At 67.0% G+C, this 17,371-nt stretch carries 17 protein-coding genes; 4 read left to right on the top strand and 13 right to left on the bottom strand.

Features of this window, described 5'->3' with window-relative positions; translation table 11 throughout:
* The 5 genes from C0617_RS15355 to C0617_RS15375 form a co-directional block, all read right to left on the bottom strand.
* Positions 1 to 2,829 (bottom strand): DUF5714 domain-containing protein (locus C0617_RS15355; protein ID WP_291317918.1); only part of this gene is annotated, 2,829 nt, incomplete at its 3' end.
* Positions 2,830 to 2,887: 58 nt separating this feature from the next.
* Positions 2,888 to 3,937 (bottom strand): KamA family radical SAM protein, encoded by a 1,050-nt coding sequence (locus tag C0617_RS15360; RefSeq protein WP_291317919.1) that lies wholly within the window; start codon positions 3,935 to 3,937, stop codon positions 2,888 to 2,890.
* Positions 3,938 to 4,064: 127 nt separating this feature from the next.
* The gene (locus tag C0617_RS15365) at positions 4,065 to 4,493 is read right to left on the bottom strand and encodes a MauE/DoxX family redox-associated membrane protein (RefSeq protein ID WP_291317920.1); all 429 of its coding nucleotides are present in this window, start codon (positions 4,491 to 4,493) and stop codon (positions 4,065 to 4,067) included.
* A complete protein-coding gene (locus tag C0617_RS15370) occupies positions 4,490 to 4,990 on the bottom strand; it encodes a rhodanese-like domain-containing protein (RefSeq protein WP_291317921.1) in 501 nt (166 codons plus the stop codon). The genes C0617_RS15365 and C0617_RS15370 overlap by 4 nt, the downstream gene beginning before the upstream one ends.
* Positions 4,983 to 5,174, bottom strand: a complete 192-nt coding sequence (locus tag C0617_RS15375) for a SlyX family protein (RefSeq protein ID WP_291317922.1) — start codon at positions 5,172 to 5,174, stop codon at positions 4,983 to 4,985. The genes C0617_RS15370 and C0617_RS15375 overlap by 8 nt, the downstream gene beginning before the upstream one ends.
* 157 nt (positions 5,175 to 5,331) lie before the next feature.
* Here C0617_RS15375 and C0617_RS15380 point away from each other — a divergent pair, with 157 nt between their 5' ends.
* Positions 5,332 to 5,586 carry a hypothetical protein gene (locus C0617_RS15380; RefSeq protein WP_291317923.1) on the top strand — a complete coding sequence of 85 codons (255 nt, stop codon included), beginning with the start codon at positions 5,332 to 5,334 and terminating at the stop codon, positions 5,584 to 5,586.
* Positions 5,583 to 6,104 (top strand): DUF721 domain-containing protein, encoded by a 522-nt coding sequence (locus C0617_RS15385; RefSeq protein WP_291317924.1) that lies wholly within the window; start codon positions 5,583 to 5,585, stop codon positions 6,102 to 6,104. The genes C0617_RS15380 and C0617_RS15385 overlap by 4 nt, the downstream gene beginning before the upstream one ends.
* Here C0617_RS15385 and C0617_RS15390 read toward each other — a convergent pair.
* From C0617_RS15390 to alr, 8 genes are all read right to left on the bottom strand, one after another.
* Positions 6,101 to 6,886 (bottom strand): tRNA1(Val) (adenine(37)-N6)-methyltransferase, encoded by a 786-nt coding sequence (locus tag C0617_RS15390; protein WP_291317925.1) that lies wholly within the window; start codon positions 6,884 to 6,886, stop codon positions 6,101 to 6,103. The two genes, C0617_RS15385 and C0617_RS15390, sit on opposite strands and share 4 nt — an antisense overlap.
* Before the next feature lie 107 nt (positions 6,887 to 6,993).
* Positions 6,994 to 7,845 carry a c-type cytochrome biogenesis protein CcsB gene (gene ccsB, locus C0617_RS15395; protein WP_291317926.1) on the bottom strand — a complete coding sequence of 284 codons (852 nt, stop codon included), beginning with the start codon at positions 7,843 to 7,845 and terminating at the stop codon, positions 6,994 to 6,996.
* Positions 7,846 to 7,877: 32 nt separating this feature from the next.
* Positions 7,878 to 9,242 (bottom strand): cytochrome c biogenesis protein ResB, encoded by a 1,365-nt coding sequence (locus C0617_RS15400; RefSeq protein ID WP_291317927.1) that lies wholly within the window; start codon positions 9,240 to 9,242, stop codon positions 7,878 to 7,880.
* A 224-nt stretch (positions 9,243 to 9,466) separates the two neighbouring features.
* Complete coding sequence (purE, locus tag C0617_RS15405; protein WP_291317928.1) at positions 9,467 to 9,985, bottom strand: 5-(carboxyamino)imidazole ribonucleotide mutase; 519 nt, start codon at positions 9,983 to 9,985, stop codon at positions 9,467 to 9,469.
* Between the two features lie 29 nt (positions 9,986 to 10,014).
* Positions 10,015 to 11,286 carry a phosphoribosylamine--glycine ligase gene (gene purD, locus C0617_RS15410; protein ID WP_291317929.1) on the bottom strand — a complete coding sequence of 424 codons (1,272 nt, stop codon included), beginning with the start codon at positions 11,284 to 11,286 and terminating at the stop codon, positions 10,015 to 10,017.
* A gap of 220 nt (positions 11,287 to 11,506) precedes the next feature.
* Positions 11,507 to 13,072 carry a bifunctional phosphoribosylaminoimidazolecarboxamide formyltransferase/IMP cyclohydrolase gene (gene purH / locus C0617_RS15415; protein WP_291317930.1) on the bottom strand — a complete coding sequence of 522 codons (1,566 nt, stop codon included), beginning with the start codon at positions 13,070 to 13,072 and terminating at the stop codon, positions 11,507 to 11,509.
* Positions 13,073 to 13,196: 124 nt separating this feature from the next.
* Positions 13,197 to 14,429: an ASKHA domain-containing protein gene (locus C0617_RS15420; protein WP_291317931.1), complete on the bottom strand. Its 1,233-nt coding sequence runs from the start codon at positions 14,427 to 14,429 to the stop codon at positions 13,197 to 13,199.
* Positions 14,430 to 14,661: 232 nt separating this feature from the next.
* Entirely contained in the window at positions 14,662 to 15,789 is a 1,128-nt protein-coding gene (gene alr / locus C0617_RS15425) for an alanine racemase (protein WP_291317932.1), read from the bottom strand.
* A gap of 239 nt (positions 15,790 to 16,028) precedes the next feature.
* Between alr and ylqF the strand changes: the two genes are divergently transcribed.
* Together ylqF and C0617_RS15435 are read left to right on the top strand one after the other, a co-directional pair.
* The gene (ylqF, locus tag C0617_RS15430) at positions 16,029 to 16,877 is read left to right on the top strand and encodes a ribosome biogenesis GTPase YlqF (protein ID WP_291317933.1); all 849 of its coding nucleotides are present in this window, start codon (positions 16,029 to 16,031) and stop codon (positions 16,875 to 16,877) included.
* Between the two features lie 4 nt (positions 16,878 to 16,881).
* Positions 16,882 to 17,259 (top strand): YkgJ family cysteine cluster protein, encoded by a 378-nt coding sequence (locus C0617_RS15435; protein ID WP_291317934.1) that lies wholly within the window; start codon positions 16,882 to 16,884, stop codon positions 17,257 to 17,259.
* Positions 17,260 to 17,371 lie beyond the last annotated feature (112 nt).

A 17,371-nucleotide genomic window follows, 5' to 3' on the forward strand; every position in this document is an offset into this window, starting at 1 on the left:
GACCTTGGCGATTTCGGCCAGAACCTCCTGCACCGCCTCCTGCACGGCCTGCCGCTCCGCCCCCTTCACCGGGTTGGCGCCGAGAATCAGGCTGAAGGCAATGCCCACCCCGGTCGCGGCTCCGCAGGTGCCCCAGTAGGCGCAGCTGCCGCCGACCACCCGGGTGCCGCGCCGGATGCCGGTGCGGATCGTCTCGTCGCTGATGCTGCCCCCCAGGTTGCGATAGACGGAGAGGATCACCCCGGGGAGCAGGGCGTGGTGCTCTGGGCCGTGGACCGGCACGGCGGGCAGTTCGTGCAGCCGGGCGAAGAGGGCAAGCAGGTCGGTCTCCTCCGCGCGCAGGCATTCGTCCTCGATGACCGCCTGGGCGTCCTCGGCGTGGCAGGCGTCGCAGACGAAGTGGCCCCTCTCGCAGACCGCGCTGGCCTCCTTGCGCTCCCCGCAGTAGTGGCAGGCCAGTTCGGTCTCGGTGCCGTATTCGAGGGGCTCCCCGCAGACCATGCAGCCGGCCCGGTGCCTCTCCTCCCCCTTCTCGGCGGCGGGGGAAGCCTCTCCGGCCTCGGGGGGGAGGGCGCAGGCGCAGCCGGAGCCCTGATCGAGGTTGGTGACCGCCCCCCCCTCGTCGATGACGAAAAGGTTCTCCCCGAGGGCCTCGGCGTCGGCCCGCGGTATTTCGCAGACCACCCCGGGATAGAGGACCTGCCCGCCCCCGGTGACGACCGAGGCGAAGGGCCCCCGGTAGACGGCACGCACCACCTCCGAAAGGTGGGACCTGCGCGCCTCGAAGGTCAGGGAGAAGAAGGGGTGGCCCCGCACGACCCGGTAGGGGAAGCGCTTGACCATGCGCAGGTGGACGAAGCCGCTCTCCTCGAGGATGCCGATCAGGTCCTTCTGGGTCAGGGCGCCGCCGATGCACTCGCCCTTGAGGGTCTCGTCGTTGCGGATCGCCGCGTCGGGCTCGCTCTCGCAGACCACGTCGGAGATCACCAGGCGGCCGCCGGGCCGCAGGGCCCGGAATATTTCGCCGAAGGCACGCCGCTTGTCGACCGAGAGGTTCATGACGCAGTTGGACAGGACAAGGTCCGCCGCCCCGTCCTCCAGGGGGAGATCCTCGAGATAGCCCTTGCGGAAGGCGAGGTTGTCGTAGCCGAGGTTGCGCCGCACCCCTTCGGCCCCCTCGCGGGCCAGGGCGAGCATCGGGTCGAGCATGTCGACGCCGATCACCCGGCCTTCGGGGCCGGCCTGGAGGGCGGCGATGAAGCATTCCACCCCGCCGCCGCAACCGAGGTCGACGACCGTCTCCCCGGGGGCGATGTCCGCGTCGAGGACGGGACTTCCGCAGCCGTAACCGCGAAAGCGGTACTCTGCCGGGATGTGGCTGATCAGCCCCTCCTCGTAGCAGATCGGGTTGAGAATCTCCTCCTTTTTGTCCCCGACCGCCTCGGCGTAGAACGCCTTGACCGGGGCGCGGCTGTCGGCGTCGGCCAGGGAGAGAAGACAGTTGGCGTGGGTCAGGGCCACGGCGCCGTGGGCGCCGCAACTCTCCAGCAGATCCCCCATTTTCAGGCGCAGCCGTGGCGGGCCGGCCGCGGGCTGCCGGGCGGCCTCCCGGGCGATGAGCCACAGGGCGAGCTTTTCGTAGAGGGGCAGGTAGGGATCGCCGCCGACGAAGCGGCCGCTGCTCATCCAGCTGTGGTCGGCGTCCCCGCCGCCGAGCAGGAAGCGCCAGGGGGTGTCGAGATCGGCGGCGGTCTCCCGGCGCATGCCTTCCAGCACGGCTCCGGTGCGCCAGGCCCGGGCCAGGCCGCCGTCGAGACCGGTGGCCAGCTCATCGGTTCCGACCAGGGCCGCCGAGGGATAGAGCCGAGCGTCGGGACCGACCGCCACCGACTCCCATCCGCTGTTGCTGCCGTCGTGGTAGGTGCCGGCCGGGGCGAAGATCTGGGTGCGCAGGGTCTCCAGGTTGTCGATGCGCACCCCGAGGGCCTCGGCCCGCTCGGCGGCCCGCTCCAGCACGGGAAAGATCTCCAGGGGCGGGACGAACTCCTCGGCAGAGCCCCGGCCGCGGACGAAGTACCAGAGGAAGTGGACGTTGGCCGCGCCGGCCCGGGCGGCGAACTCGACCACGGCGGTCATCTCGGAGAGGTTCTCCCGCTCCACGCACATGGAAAGGGTAAAGGGCATCCCCTCCCCCTTCAGCCAGGCCAGCTCCCTCTCCAGGGCCGCGAAGGCGCCCTTGCCGCGGATGCGGTCGTGGCGGCCGGCCAACCCGTCGACGCTGACCTGGAGGTGGAACCTGGCGCGGTCGAATTCGAGGCCCTCCAGAGTCCGCCGCAACAGCAGACCGTTGGTCAGCACCACCACCCGGGCTCCCTCGAGGGCCTGCAACCCCTGCACGATCCTGCCGAAATCGGGATGGACAAGGGGCTCACCGCCGGTCAGGGCGAAGAGCCGACAGCCGAGCCCGGCGGCCTCGGAGGCCAGGTCCAGCACCACTGCGGCGTCGAGTTCGGCTCCGGCGTCCGGGCCGGAGGCGAAGAGGCAGTGGCTGCATGTCAGGTTGCAGCGGTCCGTGAGGTGAAACCAGAGCTCCGGCAACCGGTCGGTGGAGAGGAGCGCCGCCCGACCGGGGTAGGTCGGAGCCGGAGCGTCGGGGAGGCGGGCCAGGAAGCGATCGCCAGCGGGAGTCGGGGGCAGGTCCTTCTCCAGGGCCTGCAGCGCCTCGTCACCGGAGTCGTTGGGAACGAACCACTCGGGACGGTCGCGGCGCAGGTAGACGGGGAGGCCGGCAAAAGAGAGGCGGATCCAGAGGGAAGGATCAAAAGGCATGGAAGTCTCCGGAAACAGGGGTGTTGATTACCGATTATGGGCCGGAATGGGAAAAGTTTCAAGCCCCGGGAAGACGATTGGGGAACTCGATCCGCTCGCCGTCCGGCGTGCGCAACATCACTGTCTCCCCGACCCTCTCGAGGTACTCGGGCAGCAGCGGCACCTTGCCCCGTCCCCCCGGGGTGTCGATCACGTAGTGGGGCACCCCCAGCCCGGAGAGGGGGCCGCGCAGCGCGCGCATGGCGTCGAGTCCGGCCTCCACGGTCGTCCGGAAGTGGCCGGTCCCCGCGGCGAGGTCCATGTGGTGCAGGTAGTAGGGGCGCACCCGGATGCGGAGGAGACCGGAGAAGAGCTTCGCAAGTACCGCCGGGTCGTCGTTGACCCCCCGCAGCAGCACGGTCTGGTTGCCCAGGGGGATGCCGGCGGCGGCGAGGCGGGCGCAGGCCTCGGCGGTCTCCGGGGTGATCTCCCGGGGATGATTGAAGTGGGTGTTGATGTAGAGGGGATGAAAGCGTTCGAGAAGACGGCAGAGCCCTTCGGTGACCCGTTCGGGGAGGGTGACCGGAACCCGGGTGCCGATGCGGATGATCTCAACGTGGTCGATGGCGTGCAGCCGTTCCAGCACCTCCTTCAGGAGCAGGTCGGAGAGGAGGAGGGGCTCGCCGCCGGAGAGGATGACGTCCCGCACCCCCGGGGTGCGGGCGATGTAGTCGATCCCCGCGAGGAGGTCGCCGAAGGACGCCTTCATCTCAGGGCAGCCGACTTTGCGCTTGCGTGTGCAGAAGCGGCAGTAGGTGGCGCAGGTGCCGGAGGCCAGCAAGAGAACACGCCCCGGGTAGCGGTGAACGACCGTCGGCACGGGCGAGAGGCGCTCCTCGGCGAGGGGGTCGACGGGAAGGTCGTCCTCCTCAAGCTCCGCGGGATCGGGGACGCACTGGCGCCAGATCGCATCGCCGACCTCCTGGATCAGCCCGGCGTAATGGGGCGTGATGCGCAGGGGGTAGCGCTGCACCACCGGCTCCAGGGGGACGGGGTCGATGCCGAAGCGCTCGGCCAGCTCCTCCGGAGTCGTGATGCTCTGTTTCAGGCGCTCCTGCCACAATTCCATTGCCGAATACCTGTATGCGGGGGGACGGTCGTCCCGTTCTGCCCGGAAACAGGGGAGGGAGAACAAAGTGCGCAGTTTATCACAGGATGGGAAAGGGAATCGACCCTCCCCCGGCCGGCCGGGGGCCTCAAGGGGAACGGTGCCCCCCGCTCCGGAGCCGATAGGTGATCCCGGCCAGGGCCAGGATGCCGGCGTCCCGGAGCAGGGCCGTCCCCGGAGTTGTTTTGGCCGCCTCCCGGAAACAGCCGCAGTCGATGTCGAGACCGCGATAAAGGGCCGAGGCGAGGGCCGCCATGAAAACCAATGTCAGCAGGCCGAGCAACAGGGCCGCGGGCCTGACCTTGCGGTTGACGATCAGGAGCACGCCGGCCAGGACCTCGACGTAGGGCAGGGTCGCGGCCACCAGGTAGTTGAGGGAGTAGGGCAGCAGGCGGTAATTGGCGATGTCCCCGGCGAAGGCGCTCACGTCGATGCTCTTGAGCAGGCCGGCGTAGAGAAACAGGCCGCCGAGCAGCAGGCGGCAGCAATGGGACAGGGCGAGATTGAAGCGGTTCATGGCGTCCCCTCCTCCAGCGGCAGGCCGGCGTCGCGCCACTCGGGGAAACCGCCCTCGAAAACCCGCACGTCCCGGTAGCCGGCGGCGATCAGCCGGAGGGCCAGGTCAAAGGAGTCGGGGCAGCCGTAGCCGCTGCAGTATGTGATGAGGACGGTGGCGGCTGGAACCTCGGCGGAGAACCGACCCAGCAGGTCCTCGACCTCCCCGAAAGGCAGGGAAACCGCCCCGGCCGGGCGCCCGGCGGCAAAGAGCTCACTCGCCCGGGCATCGACCAGGACCGCCCCGGCCTCGGCCAGGACCCGCACCGATTCAAGATCGACGGGCTGGGGGAAGACTTCCTCTGAGGGCGTCACGGGATTGCCGGCCACAGGGGCGGCCCGCCCCGAAAAAGCCTCGAGCACCAGGCGATGATGAAAGGAGAGTCCCATCACCACCCCGAGAAGAAAAATAACGGCGGCCTCGAGCAGGACCCGGCGCGCCGTCCGGGTCTCACTCATCGGGGGATTCCGTGGCGTCGGGCTCAAGGGACCGGAGCATCTCCTGGACCCGGAGGTTCTCCCGCTCGAGGGAGGCGATGCGCTGGTTGCATTCGGTCACCACGGCGTTGAGTTCCTCGACCAGTTCGCTCTGGTGGGTGTAGCGGATTTCCAACTCGGTGATACGTTCCTGCAACTCGTCCATGGGATCTCCCGTCGATTGCTTGTTATGCCTTGAGGGCATGGGCCCGAACCTTCCGCGGACTCCGGTCTTGCGTTGACATCTCTGGCCGGGGCCGGGTAAACTGACGGTCACTGGCCGGGGTGCTCCCAGTGGCCATCCCGCTGCCGAAAGGACCGCCTTGAATCCCTCCCAACCCCTCGACCTCGCCATCGTACTTCTCTTCGCCTTCGCAGCCAACCTGCCCCTGGGATTCCTGCGGGAAGGCTCCCGCAAATATTCCCTGCACTGGTTCGTTTACATCCACCTGTCCATCCCCTTCATCGTCATCCTCCGCCTGGTCCAGGGCCTGGGCTGGTCCGTCGTGCCCTTCACCCTGGCCTGCGCTGTGGCGGGGCAGCTGGTGGGCGGAAGGGTCAGACGGCGGGCCCGATGAAAACGCGGCGCCCTCGCATGAAACGGGCCGTCTCCGCGGCCTCCCTGATCCAGGACCTCCTCCGCCGCCAGGGCCTCGAAGGAAAGCTGCGGGAGTACCGCGCCTGGGAGATCTGGAACGAGGTGGTCGGCCCGCAGATCGCGGCCCGGGCCCAGCCCCTGCGTATCCGGGACGGCGTGCTGGAAGTGCGCGTCGACCAGGCGGTGTGGATGCAGCAACTGCAACTTCTCAAGCCCCAGCTCCTCTTGCGCCTCAACCAGCGCCTCGGGGAGAATCTCCTGCACGACATCTACCTGCGACGGGGCAAGCCCGCCCGGCCCGAGACCTCCGCCCCCGGCCCCGCCCCCCTGCCCTGGCGCGAAGAGCGGCTCAGCGCCGAGGAACAGGACCATATCGATCAATCCGTCGCGCCCCTGCACGACCCGGAACTGCGCAATGCCCTGCGCGACCTCCTGACCCGCCAGCGCAAGCTCGCCAGGGCCCGGCAGAGAAAGTCCGAAGAGGCATCCAGGGACTAGCCCGGCGCCCCGTCCGGGGCCTTCCCGCCGTAGATGGCCAGAACCTCGGGGCTGTACTCCCTCCCCGGCCCCCCGTAGATTACCAGGGGGGGCATCACGACAAGGCCGCTCCCCCCCCCTTTGCGTCCCTCCACCAGGACCATCCGTGCCTCTTCGCCCTGCCGCGGGTGAACGCAGCGCAGCCGCCTCGGCTCAAGGCGCGCCCGGCCCATCAGGGACAGCAGTTCCGCGAGGCGTTCCGCCAGAAAGACGATGTAGAAGCGCCCTCCCTCCGGCAGCAGGTAAGCCGCCGCCCCCAGAAAGTCCTCCAGCCCCCCCGCCAGCTCGTGGCGGGCCATGGCCCGCTCCGCCGTCGGTGCGTGACGCCCGGTCCCGCTCCGGCGGAAGGGAGGGTTGGCGAGAACGACGTCGAACGACCGGGGCTCCAGCTCTTCCCGCAGGCCCCGCAGGTCCCCCTCCAGGATCTCCACCCGGCCCTCCAGGCCGTTGAGCCGAACACTGCGCCGGGCGCGGTCGGCGAGCACGCGTTGAATCTCGATGCCGAGGACCCGGTCCGCCCCGGTCCGGCGGGCCACCACCAGGGGGATGACCCCCGAGCCGGTCCCCAGGTCCGCCACCGCCTCCCCCTCCCCGATCGAGGCGAAGGCGCACAACAGCACCGGATCGAGAGAGAAACGATAGCCCTTGCGCCCCTGAATGATCTTCAGGCCGCCCAAGCGCAGCTCGTCGAGAGTCTCATCCGGCCCGGCCCACTCCTGGTCCTGCGTCGGCCCGTGGGACATCCAAAACCCCTTTCCCGGCAGCGCGGAAACAGAACGGGGGACGATCCGCGAACCGTCCCCCGTTGCGATGCATCAAGCCTCGCTCAACCTTCCTCCGAAAAAACCGATCAGCTGCCGTAGGAGTGGAGTCCGGACAGAACCAGGTTGACCCCCAGGTAGCAGAAGATGGTCGCGGCGAAGCCGAAGATGGAAAGCCAGGCGGCCTTGCGCCCCACCCAGCCGCGGGTGAACCGGGCGTGGAGGAAGGCAGCGTAGATGAACCAGACGATGAGGCTCCAGGTCTCCTTGGGGTCCCAGCTCCAATAGGTGCCCCAGGCGTAGTTGGCCCACGCCGCCCCGGTGATGATCCCGAGGGAGAGGAGGGGAAACCCGATCATGATCGCCTTGTAGTTGATATCGTCCAGGATCCGGGTGCTGGGGAAGATCCCAAGAATGCCTCCGATCGGGGAGTCGTCGGCGTGCTGCTCTTCCTTGCCGATCTTGATCAGGTACATGATGGAGACCCCGCAGGCCACGGCGAAGGCGGCATAGCCGAGGAAACAGGTGATCACGTGGTAGGTCAGCCAGTTGCTCTGAAGGGCCGGGACCAGCGGCTCGATGGAAGCGTCGAGACTCAGCTGCGCCCAGATCATGCCGAGAAAGGCGAAGGGGATGACGAAGGCCCCGACGCTCGGCTGGCGGTACTTGAGGTCGATGAGCAGGTAAATGAGAAGAATGGTCCAGGCGAAGAAGGTCACCGACTCGTACAGGTTGGACATGGGGGCGTGGCCGTAGCCCGCCTGGTAGGACTCCGCCCAGCGCAGGCCGATGGCGACCGTATGCGCGGCGAATCCGGCATAGGCCAGGATGTTGGCGCCCAGGGCCACCGCCCGGTTGCGCGTGGCCAGGAAGATGATGAACAGGACCATGGACGCGAAGTAGCCGATGGTCACGAAGTTGAACAACTGGGAACTGGTCATAAGGGTAATCCTCCGTTACCGGTCGAGGTGGCCTAAGCGGTCAGTTCGGCTTTGAGCTTCTTTTTAAAATCGTCGAAATATATCTCGAAGGCCGGCTGGTTGCGATGGGCCGAGCCGCCGATCTTGATGCCGGTCTTGTCTCCAACGGTCTGGATGGTGACCCAGACACGGTGATGGGAGAGGAAGAAGGCGACCAGGGTCCCCACCACCATCAGCAGGCAGCCGAGCCAGACCACCCACACCCCGGGGTCCTTGGCCACCTGAAGACCGGTGTAGTACTTCTGCTTGTACTCGAAGGGGCCGAAGATATAAGGGCCGCCCCGGCGCTCGTCGAACTCGGGCTGGTTCTGAAGGACGACGAAGGCGGGCCGGGTCTTTCCGTCCGGGGTGATTTCCTCCAACTGGGCTGCCGGACCGAAATTCTGGAAAGAAGGCGCGAAGGCGAGTACCCGGAAGGCCCCGCCGTCCGGAAGGCCGACCACCTGCCCCTGCCGGGCGCTGAGGTTAACCGCCTCGCCGGTCTCCCGGACCCGGATCTGGAACTCGAAAAGAGGGTCGCCGGCAGGGCCGTAGCTCGACTGATAGAAGGTGATCCCCTTGTAGGAGAGAGGGTCGTTGACGATGATCGGACGCTTGTCGACCACCACCTCGCCGCCCTCCTTGACGGTAAGTATGCTTTTGAACTCCTTGGGGCGGCCGGTCCCCTCGTAGTAGGAGACGGAGAATGCGTCGCAGCGAACGGAAAAACCGAGATCGATCGGCTCGTTGCTGCCCCGGGGCCAGACCTTGTCGGTCTCGGTCCCCTCGACGACGTTGACGAAGGCCTTGTACCCCCACAGGTTGCCCATGATCGCCCCGATGAAGATGATCAGGATCGACAGATGGGTGATGTAGACCCCGAAGCGGGCCCAGGGACGCTTTTGGGCGAAGATGTGGACCTTTCCGTCCGCTTCGGTGACGATCGGGCTGGAGAAGTTCTTGCCGACAAAGTCGGCAAGCCTGCCCTGGACCTGCGCGACCGGCTCGGCCACCAGGTGCTCCTCCATGTTGGAGAAGGTCCGGTACAGGGTATCGTCGGCGACCAGCACCGGCTCCTTGACCGTCTTCAAAACCCGGGGAAAACGCTTGATGGAACAGGCGGTGAGATTGATGGCGAAGAGCCCCAAAAGGGCCAGGAACCACCAGGAGTGGTACATGTTGAAGAACTGCAGCGAGTCGAGCAGCCGGTAGGTGCTCTCCCCATACATCTGCAGGTACTTGTCGGGAGTCAGATTCTGCTGGATGACCGTCCCGATAATGGACGTGACGGCCAGCAGGATAAGAATGGCGATGGTGAGCTTGAGGGAACAGAAAAAGTCCCAGACGCTCATGCTGAAGTTACGCTCTTTTGGGCTCAAGGTCGCTTCTCCTGAAGGGGGGGATGCTCGGTTCGGCAACGGCAGCAAGCAGACAATGGAGCAGCTCCCGAGCCGCTCCGGAAGGGGCCAGCCAAACCCGGCGGACGATGGATCAAAAGGGCCCGCTTTTGCTTACCAATCCAATCAACATTAATACGGCGCAAAATCCGCTGTCAAGGGAAATCGGGGCGGCCCTTATTGCACTTTCCGGGCGGGAAAGACGCCTAGAGGCCCTTCTGCCGCATCCGCTCCTGCAGGGCCGCGTCCTTGGCTTCGACCCCGGCGGCCATATTGGCCTTGAATTCGGTGAGCTTGGCGGCCATCCCCTCGTCAGTGGTGGCCAGGATCTGGGCGGCGAAGATGCCTGCGTTGCGAGCACCGGCCTTGCCGACCGCCATGGTGGCAACCGGGATACCGGCGGGCATCTGCACCATCGCCAGCAGGGCGTCGAGACCGTTGAGGGATGTAGCGTCGATGGGAACGGCGATCACCGGAAGGGTGGTTTCGGCGGCCATCACTCCGGCCAGGTGGGCGGCGGCGCCGGCACCGGCGATCAGTACCCGGATGCCACGCTCGCGGGCTTCGCGCACGTACTTGGCGGTGCGTTCCGGGGTGCGGTGGGCGCTCGATACGGTCATCTCGAAGGGGATGCCGAAGCTCTTGAGGGCGCTGCCCGCCTCCACCATGATATCGAAATCGTTGTCGCTTCCCATCAGGATGCCGACCATTGGCTTTTCGCTCATTTCTTTCTCCTTGTTTCTCTTCTGCGTCTCTATCGATTGAGGGCCTTGCGGCCGATATCTTTGCGGAACTGCACGCCTTCCCAGCAGATCTTCTCCACCCCTGCGTAGGCCTTGTCGATGGCCGACGCCACGGTGTCACCCAGCCCGGTGACGCCGAGCACCCGGCCGCCGCTGTTGACGATCATGCCGTCCTTCTCCGCGGTGCCGGCGTGAAAGACGATCAGGTCGTCGATGGCTGCGGCCTCGGCGAGGCCGCGTATCTCGTGCCCCTTGTCGACGCTGGCCGGATAACCGCCCGATGCCATCACCACGCAGACCGCCGCCTTGTCGTGCCATTCGAGGGAGGTCTGGGTCAGTTCGCCCCGGGCGCAGGCCTGGAGCACGGGGACGACGTCCGACTTCATGCGGGCCAGCAGCGGCTGGGCCTCGGGGTCGCCGAAGCGGGCGTTGTACTCCACCACCCGCGGCTTACCGTCCTTGATCATCAGCCCGACGTAGAGGATGCCGACATAGGGGCAGCCGTCCTGCGCCATCCCGGCGATGGTGGGACGCACGACCGTCTCGACGATCTCCTCGGTGAGCGCCTCGGTCACGACCGGGGCGGGAGAGTAGGCGCCCATTCCGCCGGTGTTCGGCCCCTCGTCGTTGTCGAATATCCTCTTGTGGTCCTGGGAGGAAGCGAGCGGCAGGATATTCCTGCCGTCGGTGAAGGCGAAGAAGGAGGCCTCCTCCCCCTCCATGAATTCCTCGATCACCACAGAGCTGCCGGCGGCGCCGAACACCGAGTCGACCATGATCTCGTCCACCGCCTGGATCGCCTGCTCCTCGGTCATGGCCACGACAACCCCCTTGCCGGCGGCCAAACCGTTCGCCTTGACAACGATCGGGGCGCCCTGGTCCTGGATGTAGGCGACCGCCTCGGCGTGGTCGGTGAAGGTGCCGTAGGCCGCGGTGGGGATATTGTAGCGGGCCATCAGATCCTTGGAGAAGCTCTTGCTCCCCTCGAGCTGAGCGGCCTTGGCGTTGGGGCCGAAGATCTCCAGCCCCGCCTCCTGGAAGCGGTCGACGACCCCCAGGGTCAGCGGCACCTCGGGACCGACCACGGTCAGGTCGACCCCTTCCCTCTGCGCCAGGGCGAGCAGCCCATCGATGTCGTCGGCCGCTACGCCAACGCACTCGGCCAGCTCTGCGATGCCCGGATTGCCCGGCGCACAGTAGACCTTCTCCACGAGGGGTGACTGGGCGATCTTCCAGACCAGGGCGTGTTCACGCCCGCCGCCGCCGATGACGAGAACCTTCATGACATTCTCTCCCTTTATTCACCGCAGAGGCACAAGGACTCTGAGAAGAAAATTGGTAGTTACTAGTTTTTATCTTATTCCACCGCCGGATCAAGAAGCGAGCAATTTTGGCCAAGGTCAAGGAAGGCAAGCGATGGCCGCGGAGGCGTACACCGTACGCCGCACAAGGACCACCGCGCCGCCTGACGCGGAGATTGGCCGAAAGGCCGCTTCCAACCACCTAGTGGCGGAAGTGGCGCATCCCGGTGAAGACCATCGCCATGCCGTGCTCGTCTGCGGCGGCGATGACTTCTTCGTCGCGGATCGACCCGCCGGGCTGGATGACCGTGGTCACGCCGACAGCGGCGGCGTTGTCGATGCCGTCGCGGAAGGGGAAGAAAGCGTCGGAGGCCATCGCCGAGCCATTCACCTCGAGGCCGGCGTGCTCGGCCTTGATGGCGGCGATGCGGGCCGAGTTGACCCGGCTCATCTGCCCGGCCCCCACGCCGACCGTCATGCCGTCCTTGCCGTAGACGATGGCGTTGGACTTGACGAACTTGGAAACCCGCCAGGTAAAGAGCAGGTCCTCCATCTCCTTCGCGGTCGGCTGGCGCTTGGTCACCACCTTGAGGTCGGCGGTCAGGGCCAGGTCTGCGTCCTGCACCAGCAGGCCGCCGTTGACCCGCTTGTAGTCGAGACGCTGGCCCGGCTCGGCAGGCCACTGGCCGCACTCGAGGAGGCGCACGTTCTTCTTCGCCTTGACGATCTCGACGGCGCCGGCCGAAACGGCCGGGGCGATAATCACCTCGACGAACTGCCGATCGCAGATCGACTTGGCTGTCGCCTCGTCAAGCTCGCCGTTGAAGGCGATGATCCCGCCGAAGGACGACTCGGGGTCGGTGGAGAAGGCGCGCTCGTAGGCCTCGAGGAGGGTGGCCCCGTAGGCGACGCCGCAGGGGTTGGCGTGCTTGACGATGACGCAGGCCGGCCCCTCGGAGAACTGCTTGACGCACTCCAGGGCGGCGTCGGTGTCGCCGATGTTGTTGTAGGAGAGTTCCTTGCCCTGCAGCTGCTTCGCGGTGGCGATGGAGGACTCGGCGACCTCCTTCTCGACGTAGAAGGCGGCCTTCTGGTGGGGGTTCTCGCCGTAGCGCATCCCCTGGGCCTTGTGGAACTGCATGGTCACCGTCGGCGGGAAGTCGGCCGTATCCTCGCCGAGCTTGCGTCCGAGCCAGTTGGAGATCGCCCCGTCATAGGCGGCGGTGTGCTGGTAGACCTTGACCGCGAGGCGGAAATTGGACTCGCGGCCGACACTGCCGCCGCTGGCCTTCATCTCGTCGAGGACGACCTGGTAGTCGGCGGGGTCGACGATTACCGTCACGTCGCGGTTGTTCTTGGCCGCCGAGCGCAGCATGGTGGGGCCGCCGATGTCGATGTTCTCGATGGCGTCCTCGAGGGAGCAGTCGGGCTTGGCCACCGTCGCCTCGAAGGGGTAGAGGTTGACCAGCACCATGTCGATCGGCTCGATGCCGTGCTCTTTCATCTTGGCCACGTGCTCGGGGTTGTCGCGCATCCCCAGCAGACCACCGTGGACCTTCGGGTGAAGGGTCTTGACCCGGCCGTCGAGCATTTCCGGAAAGCCGGTGAACTCGGAGACGTCCTTGACCGCCAGCCCCGCCTCACGCAGCAGCTTGGCGGTGCCGCCGGTGGAGAGGATCTCGACCCCGAAGGCGGAGAGTTCCTTGGCGAAGTCGGCGATGCCGGTCTTGTCGGAAACACTGATGAGAGCACGTTTGATGGCAGCCATGAGGCATCCTTTCCCTGGGTGTTCGATGGGCGTCCCGTCTCTGGGGACATCCTTGCAGTTCGGGGCAGTCGATAGGCGCAGGGGGCGCCGAAAACAAGAAAAAACCGTCCACGGGGCGGTTTTCTCAGAAGTCGAGGGATTTCAAAAAAGCCTTCTCGAAGGCCGGGGTTCCCGAAAGGGGGTAGGGTCTCAGGGCGCTGGCCAGGGTCCGGACCTTCGCCGGCCCCTCGGGATCGGCCAGGAAACGGCCGACACCCGAAAGAGCTCCCCCGGGGACGAAGCGTACTTTATCTACCATGTTTGCCGGCAGCATGGCAACCCTTTTCAGGGCCTCGGAACCGAGGGAAAACCCGAAGGCTCCCGTCACCACGAGGCGCCCGATTTCTCCCTCCTCCACCCCCGCCTTCTGCAGCAGGCAGGACGCCCCGGCCCGCACCGCCCCCTTGGCCAGCTGGAAACGGCGGACGTCCTCCTGGGAAAGGGTCAGGTCGGTGGCGGCGTCCCGGTACAGGCGCAGGACCCGGCCCGCGGGGGTCTCGGCGATGTAGCGGGCCAGGTTGGTGGGCACCTCGTCCGGCTGGACGATCCTGCCCCGCCTGTCGATCAGCCCGCCCTCGAGGGCGGCGCCCACGGCCTCGACCAGGCCGCTCCCGCACAGGCCCCGGGGCGAAACGCCGCCGGCCACCTTCAGCTCCAGGACGTCGCCCCGCACCCGGACCCCGGTCACCGCACCATTCTCCAGGGCCATGCCGCAGGAGATCTCCCCCCCCTCGAAGGCGGGCCCGGCGGCCACCGAGGTGCACAACCAGCGCTCGCCGGTGAACAGGGCCATCTCCCCGTTGGTGCCGACATCCAGAAACATGCTTCCGGGCCGACAGGGCCCCTGGGAGAAGACGAAGGCGACCAGGTCGCCGCCGACGTAACCGCTGACGAGGGGAAAGAGGTAGAGGGGAACGGGCAGGTCGAGACCCCAGGGGGCCGCATCGTGAAAGGACCCGGCGGGGTCATTGGGACGGTAGGGGGGAAACAGGAGAGGCTCGACGGGGAGGTTGCGCAGCAGGTGGCAGACGGCGGGGTTTCCGGCGGCCGCGGCGGCGGCGATCGATGCCTTCGGCAGCCCGGCCCGGCTCAGCAGTTCGCCAACGAGGGCCTCGACCCCCCCGGCCAGCAGGGCCTGGAGCCGCTGTCCGGCCCCGTCGAGGGCGAGCTCCATGCGGCGCACCACATCGCCGCCGAGAGCGGCCTGGGGATTGGGCAGCTTCCCTTCGGCCAGCACCTCGCCGCCGGCGCCGAGGAGGCGGCCGGCGAGGGTCGTGGTGCCCAGATCGAGGGCCAGGCGGCAGGACTCGCGGTTCATGGAAGCGGCTCCCCCCTGTCTCGGGTCTCGTAAGTTGCGGGCGCGGGACAGGCCCGTCGGTTTTTTCTCGGCCCTTCTGGCAGAGTGTTGAAAAAGTCCATCCGGGACTTTTTCAACCACGATTCCGGAAAATCGCAATTTTCCGGAATCTCACAAAATCAACGCCTTGAGAAACAGGCATCGCTTTTGGTAGCCCCTCCCTGGGCTCCACAGGCTGTTTTGCAACAGCCTGCTACCGGCGGCCGTCGCGGTAGATGCGAGGCACACGCTTGCTGACCTGGCAGAAGACCTCGTAGGAGATGGTCCCGGTCTTGCCCGCCCACTCTTCGGCGGTGATCCGGCTGCCGTTGTCCCGGCCGAGAAGGGTCACCTCGTCGCCGACCCCGACTCCGGGGATGTCGGTGACGTCGACCAGGGTCCAGTCCATGCAGACGGTCCCGGCCACGGTTGCCCGGCGGCCCCGCACCAGGACCTCGCCGCAACCGGACAAGTGGCGGCTGTAGCCGTCGGCATAGCCGACGGGAATGGCGGCGAGCACTGTCGGCCTCTCGGCCACGAAGCGGTGCCCGTAGGAGATGCCGGTCCCCGCCGGAACCTCTTTAAGCTGGGCGACCCGGCTGCGGAAGCTCATCACCGGCTGCAGGTCGAGCCCCGGGCCGGAGGCCAGGGGCTGGCCCCCGTAGAGGACGATCCCGGGGCGGACCACGTTGCACTCTGGAATCTCCCGGGTGAAGAGGGCGGCGCTGTTGCTGATGTGGGCGTGCTGCGGGGCGAAGCCCGCGGCCCGGACCTCCGCCAGGATCTCGCGGAAACGACGGGCCTGCTCTTCGGTGAAGGGATTCTGCGGTTCGTCGGCAAGGGCCAGGTGGGAGATGAGCCCCTCCATGCGCAGCCCCTTCATGCCGGCAAGCCCGGGAAGGACCCCAGGCAGTTCCTCGGGGCGGAAGCCGATCCGGCCCATGCCGGTATCGACCTTCAGGTGATAGGGGCAGACCTGACCGGCGGAGCGAGCCGCACGGTCGATCCGTTTCGCGGTCTCCAGGTCGAAAAGGCAGGGGGTCAGCCGGTGGCGGAGAAGTTCGCCCTCCTGCCCCGGGTAGACACCTCCCAGGACCAGCACCGGGCGGGTGACGCCCGCCCCCCGCAACTCCACGCCCGCCTCCGCGATGGCCACCCCGAACAGGGCGGCCCCGGCGTCCTGGAGGGCGGGGGCCACCCGGGCCGCTCCGTGACCGTAGGCATCGGCCTTGACCACCGCCAGGATCTGCCGTTCCTCCCCGGTCTGCCGGCGCACCTGCCGCAGGTTGTGGCGCAGGGCGTCGAGGTCGATTTCAACATAGGTGGGACGATGGCCTTGCATGGGCGGGGGATTCCTTTCCAAGCTCCGGGGACCGGAAATTTGTATCACTTCACCCCGGGGGTGTAAAGGCCAAAGTCCACTGGTCCCGGGGGGACGAATCGATCGGCATGCAACCTCCCCCACCCCTCAGAAAGTGTCCCTTTTCAGGTGGCTTATGTGGTAAAGTGGCCAATTGAACGATCAGCCCGCCTTCGTTCGACAGACGGCGGGCATGTCAACCCCGAAGGATGAAAAGCCCGATGACGATAGAATGGTACCCGGGACACATGAGCAAGGCGCGTCGGCAGATTGCCGAGGTGATTCTGACCTTCGATGTGATCATCGAGGTCCTCGACGCCCGCCTGCCCGCCGCCAGCGCCAACCCCCTGCTGGAAAAGCTGCGCCAGGACAAGCCCTGCATCAAGGTCCTGAACAAGAACGACCTCGCCGACCCCGCCGTCACCAAGGCCTGGGTCCGCCACTTTGAGCAGCGGACCGGGGTCCGGGCCCTGCCGCTGGAGGCGAGGCAGCGCAAAGAGGCGGGGGCTATTCCCAAGCTCTGCCGAACCCTGGCGCCCCACCGCGGAAAGCCGGGCAGCCCCCTGCGCGCCATGGTCATCGGCATTCCCAACGTCGGCAAGTCGACCCTGATCAACACCCTGGCGGGCAGGCGCATCGCACGGGTCGGAGACAAGCCCGCCATCACCACCTGCCCGCAGCAGATCGACCTGCGCAACGGAATTTTCCTCTCCGACACCCCGGGGCTGCTCTGGCCCATCATGGATGACCAGGCCGGCGCCTACCGGCTGGCCACCAGCGGCGCCATCGGGGACAGCGCCATGGACTACGCCGACGTCGCCCACTTCGCCGCGGCGTACATGGTGCAGCGGTATCCGGAACTGGTCAGGGGCCGCTACAAGCTCGAGGAGATGCCGGGGAGCCCCACCGAGCTTCTCGAGGAGATCGGCCGGCGGCGCGGATGCCTTGTCGGCGGCGGCGAAATCGACCTGCACCGGGCCGCCGAGGTCTTTCTGCGTGAACTGCGGGGAGGAAAGATCGGCCGGGTCAGCCTCGAAGAGCCGGGCGGGGAAGTCGCCCCCCGGAAATGATCCGTTGAGCCGGGACGAATTTCGCTGCCTGATGTGCGGCCACTGCTGCCTCAACCTCGTTGACGCCTACCGGGGCTGCGTCTCCGATGCCGACCTCGAACTCTGGCACAGCAAAGGCCGCCACGACCTCCTGTCCCGCGTCGAAACCCTCGACCTCGGCCCGGGCAACCGGCTGCACCTCGCCTGGATCGACCCGGAGACGGGCGACGACGTCGAGAGGTGCCCCTGGCTCATCGAGAATCCGAAGGACGGCGGGCACAGCTGCAGCATCAACGATGTCAAGCCGGAGCACTGCCGCAGCTACCCCGAGCACGAAAAACACGGCCGGGATACCGGCTGCCCGGGGTGCTCCCCCCCTGCGGAAAAGCTCGGCCAAGCCTGAAAACCGAAAAACGCCGGTCCAAGAAGAGGCCGGGAAGGGAAACATCGTGGGAAGAGATCTGTATGTGGGGAACATCCCTTTCGAGGCCACGGAAGACGACCTCCGGAACCTC

This window comes from Desulfuromonas sp. (assembly GCF_002868845.1).
Lineage (GTDB): Bacteria > Desulfobacterota > Desulfuromonadia > Desulfuromonadales > BM501 > BM501.

What these genes read in the sequence shown, in the direction of transcription:
- C0617_RS15360 (WP_291317919.1), bottom strand. Translation starts at nt 3,937, where the DNA reads ATGGAATTGTGGCAGGAGCGCCTGAAACAGAGCATCACGACTCCGGAG.
- C0617_RS15365 (WP_291317920.1), bottom strand. Translation starts at nt 4,493, where the DNA reads ATGAACCGCTTCAATCTCGCCCTGTCCCATTGCTGCCGCCTGCTGCTC.
- C0617_RS15370 (WP_291317921.1), bottom strand. Translation starts at nt 4,990, where the DNA reads ATGAGTGAGACCCGGACGGCGCGCCGGGTCCTGCTCGAGGCCGCCGTT.
- C0617_RS15375 (WP_291317922.1), bottom strand. Translation starts at nt 5,174, where the DNA reads ATGGACGAGTTGCAGGAACGTATCACCGAGTTGGAAATCCGCTACACC.
- C0617_RS15385 (WP_291317924.1), top strand. Translation starts at nt 5,583, where the DNA reads ATGAAAACGCGGCGCCCTCGCATGAAACGGGCCGTCTCCGCGGCCTCC.
- C0617_RS15390 (WP_291317925.1), bottom strand. Translation starts at nt 6,886, where the DNA reads ATGTCCCACGGGCCGACGCAGGACCAGGAGTGGGCCGGGCCGGATGAG.
- ccsB (WP_291317926.1), bottom strand. Translation starts at nt 7,845, where the DNA reads ATGACCAGTTCCCAGTTGTTCAACTTCGTGACCATCGGCTACTTCGCG.
- purE (WP_291317928.1), bottom strand. Translation starts at nt 9,985, where the DNA reads ATGAGCGAAAAGCCAATGGTCGGCATCCTGATGGGAAGCGACAACGAT.
- purD (WP_291317929.1), bottom strand. Translation starts at nt 11,286, where the DNA reads ATGAAGGTTCTCGTCATCGGCGGCGGCGGGCGTGAACACGCCCTGGTC.
- purH (WP_291317930.1), bottom strand. Translation starts at nt 13,072, where the DNA reads ATGGCTGCCATCAAACGTGCTCTCATCAGTGTTTCCGACAAGACCGGC.
- C0617_RS15420 (WP_291317931.1), bottom strand. Translation starts at nt 14,429, where the DNA reads ATGAACCGCGAGTCCTGCCGCCTGGCCCTCGATCTGGGCACCACGACC.
- alr (WP_291317932.1), bottom strand. Translation starts at nt 15,789, where the DNA reads ATGCAAGGCCATCGTCCCACCTATGTTGAAATCGACCTCGACGCCCTG.
- ylqF (WP_291317933.1), top strand. Translation starts at nt 16,029, where the DNA reads ATGACGATAGAATGGTACCCGGGACACATGAGCAAGGCGCGTCGGCAG.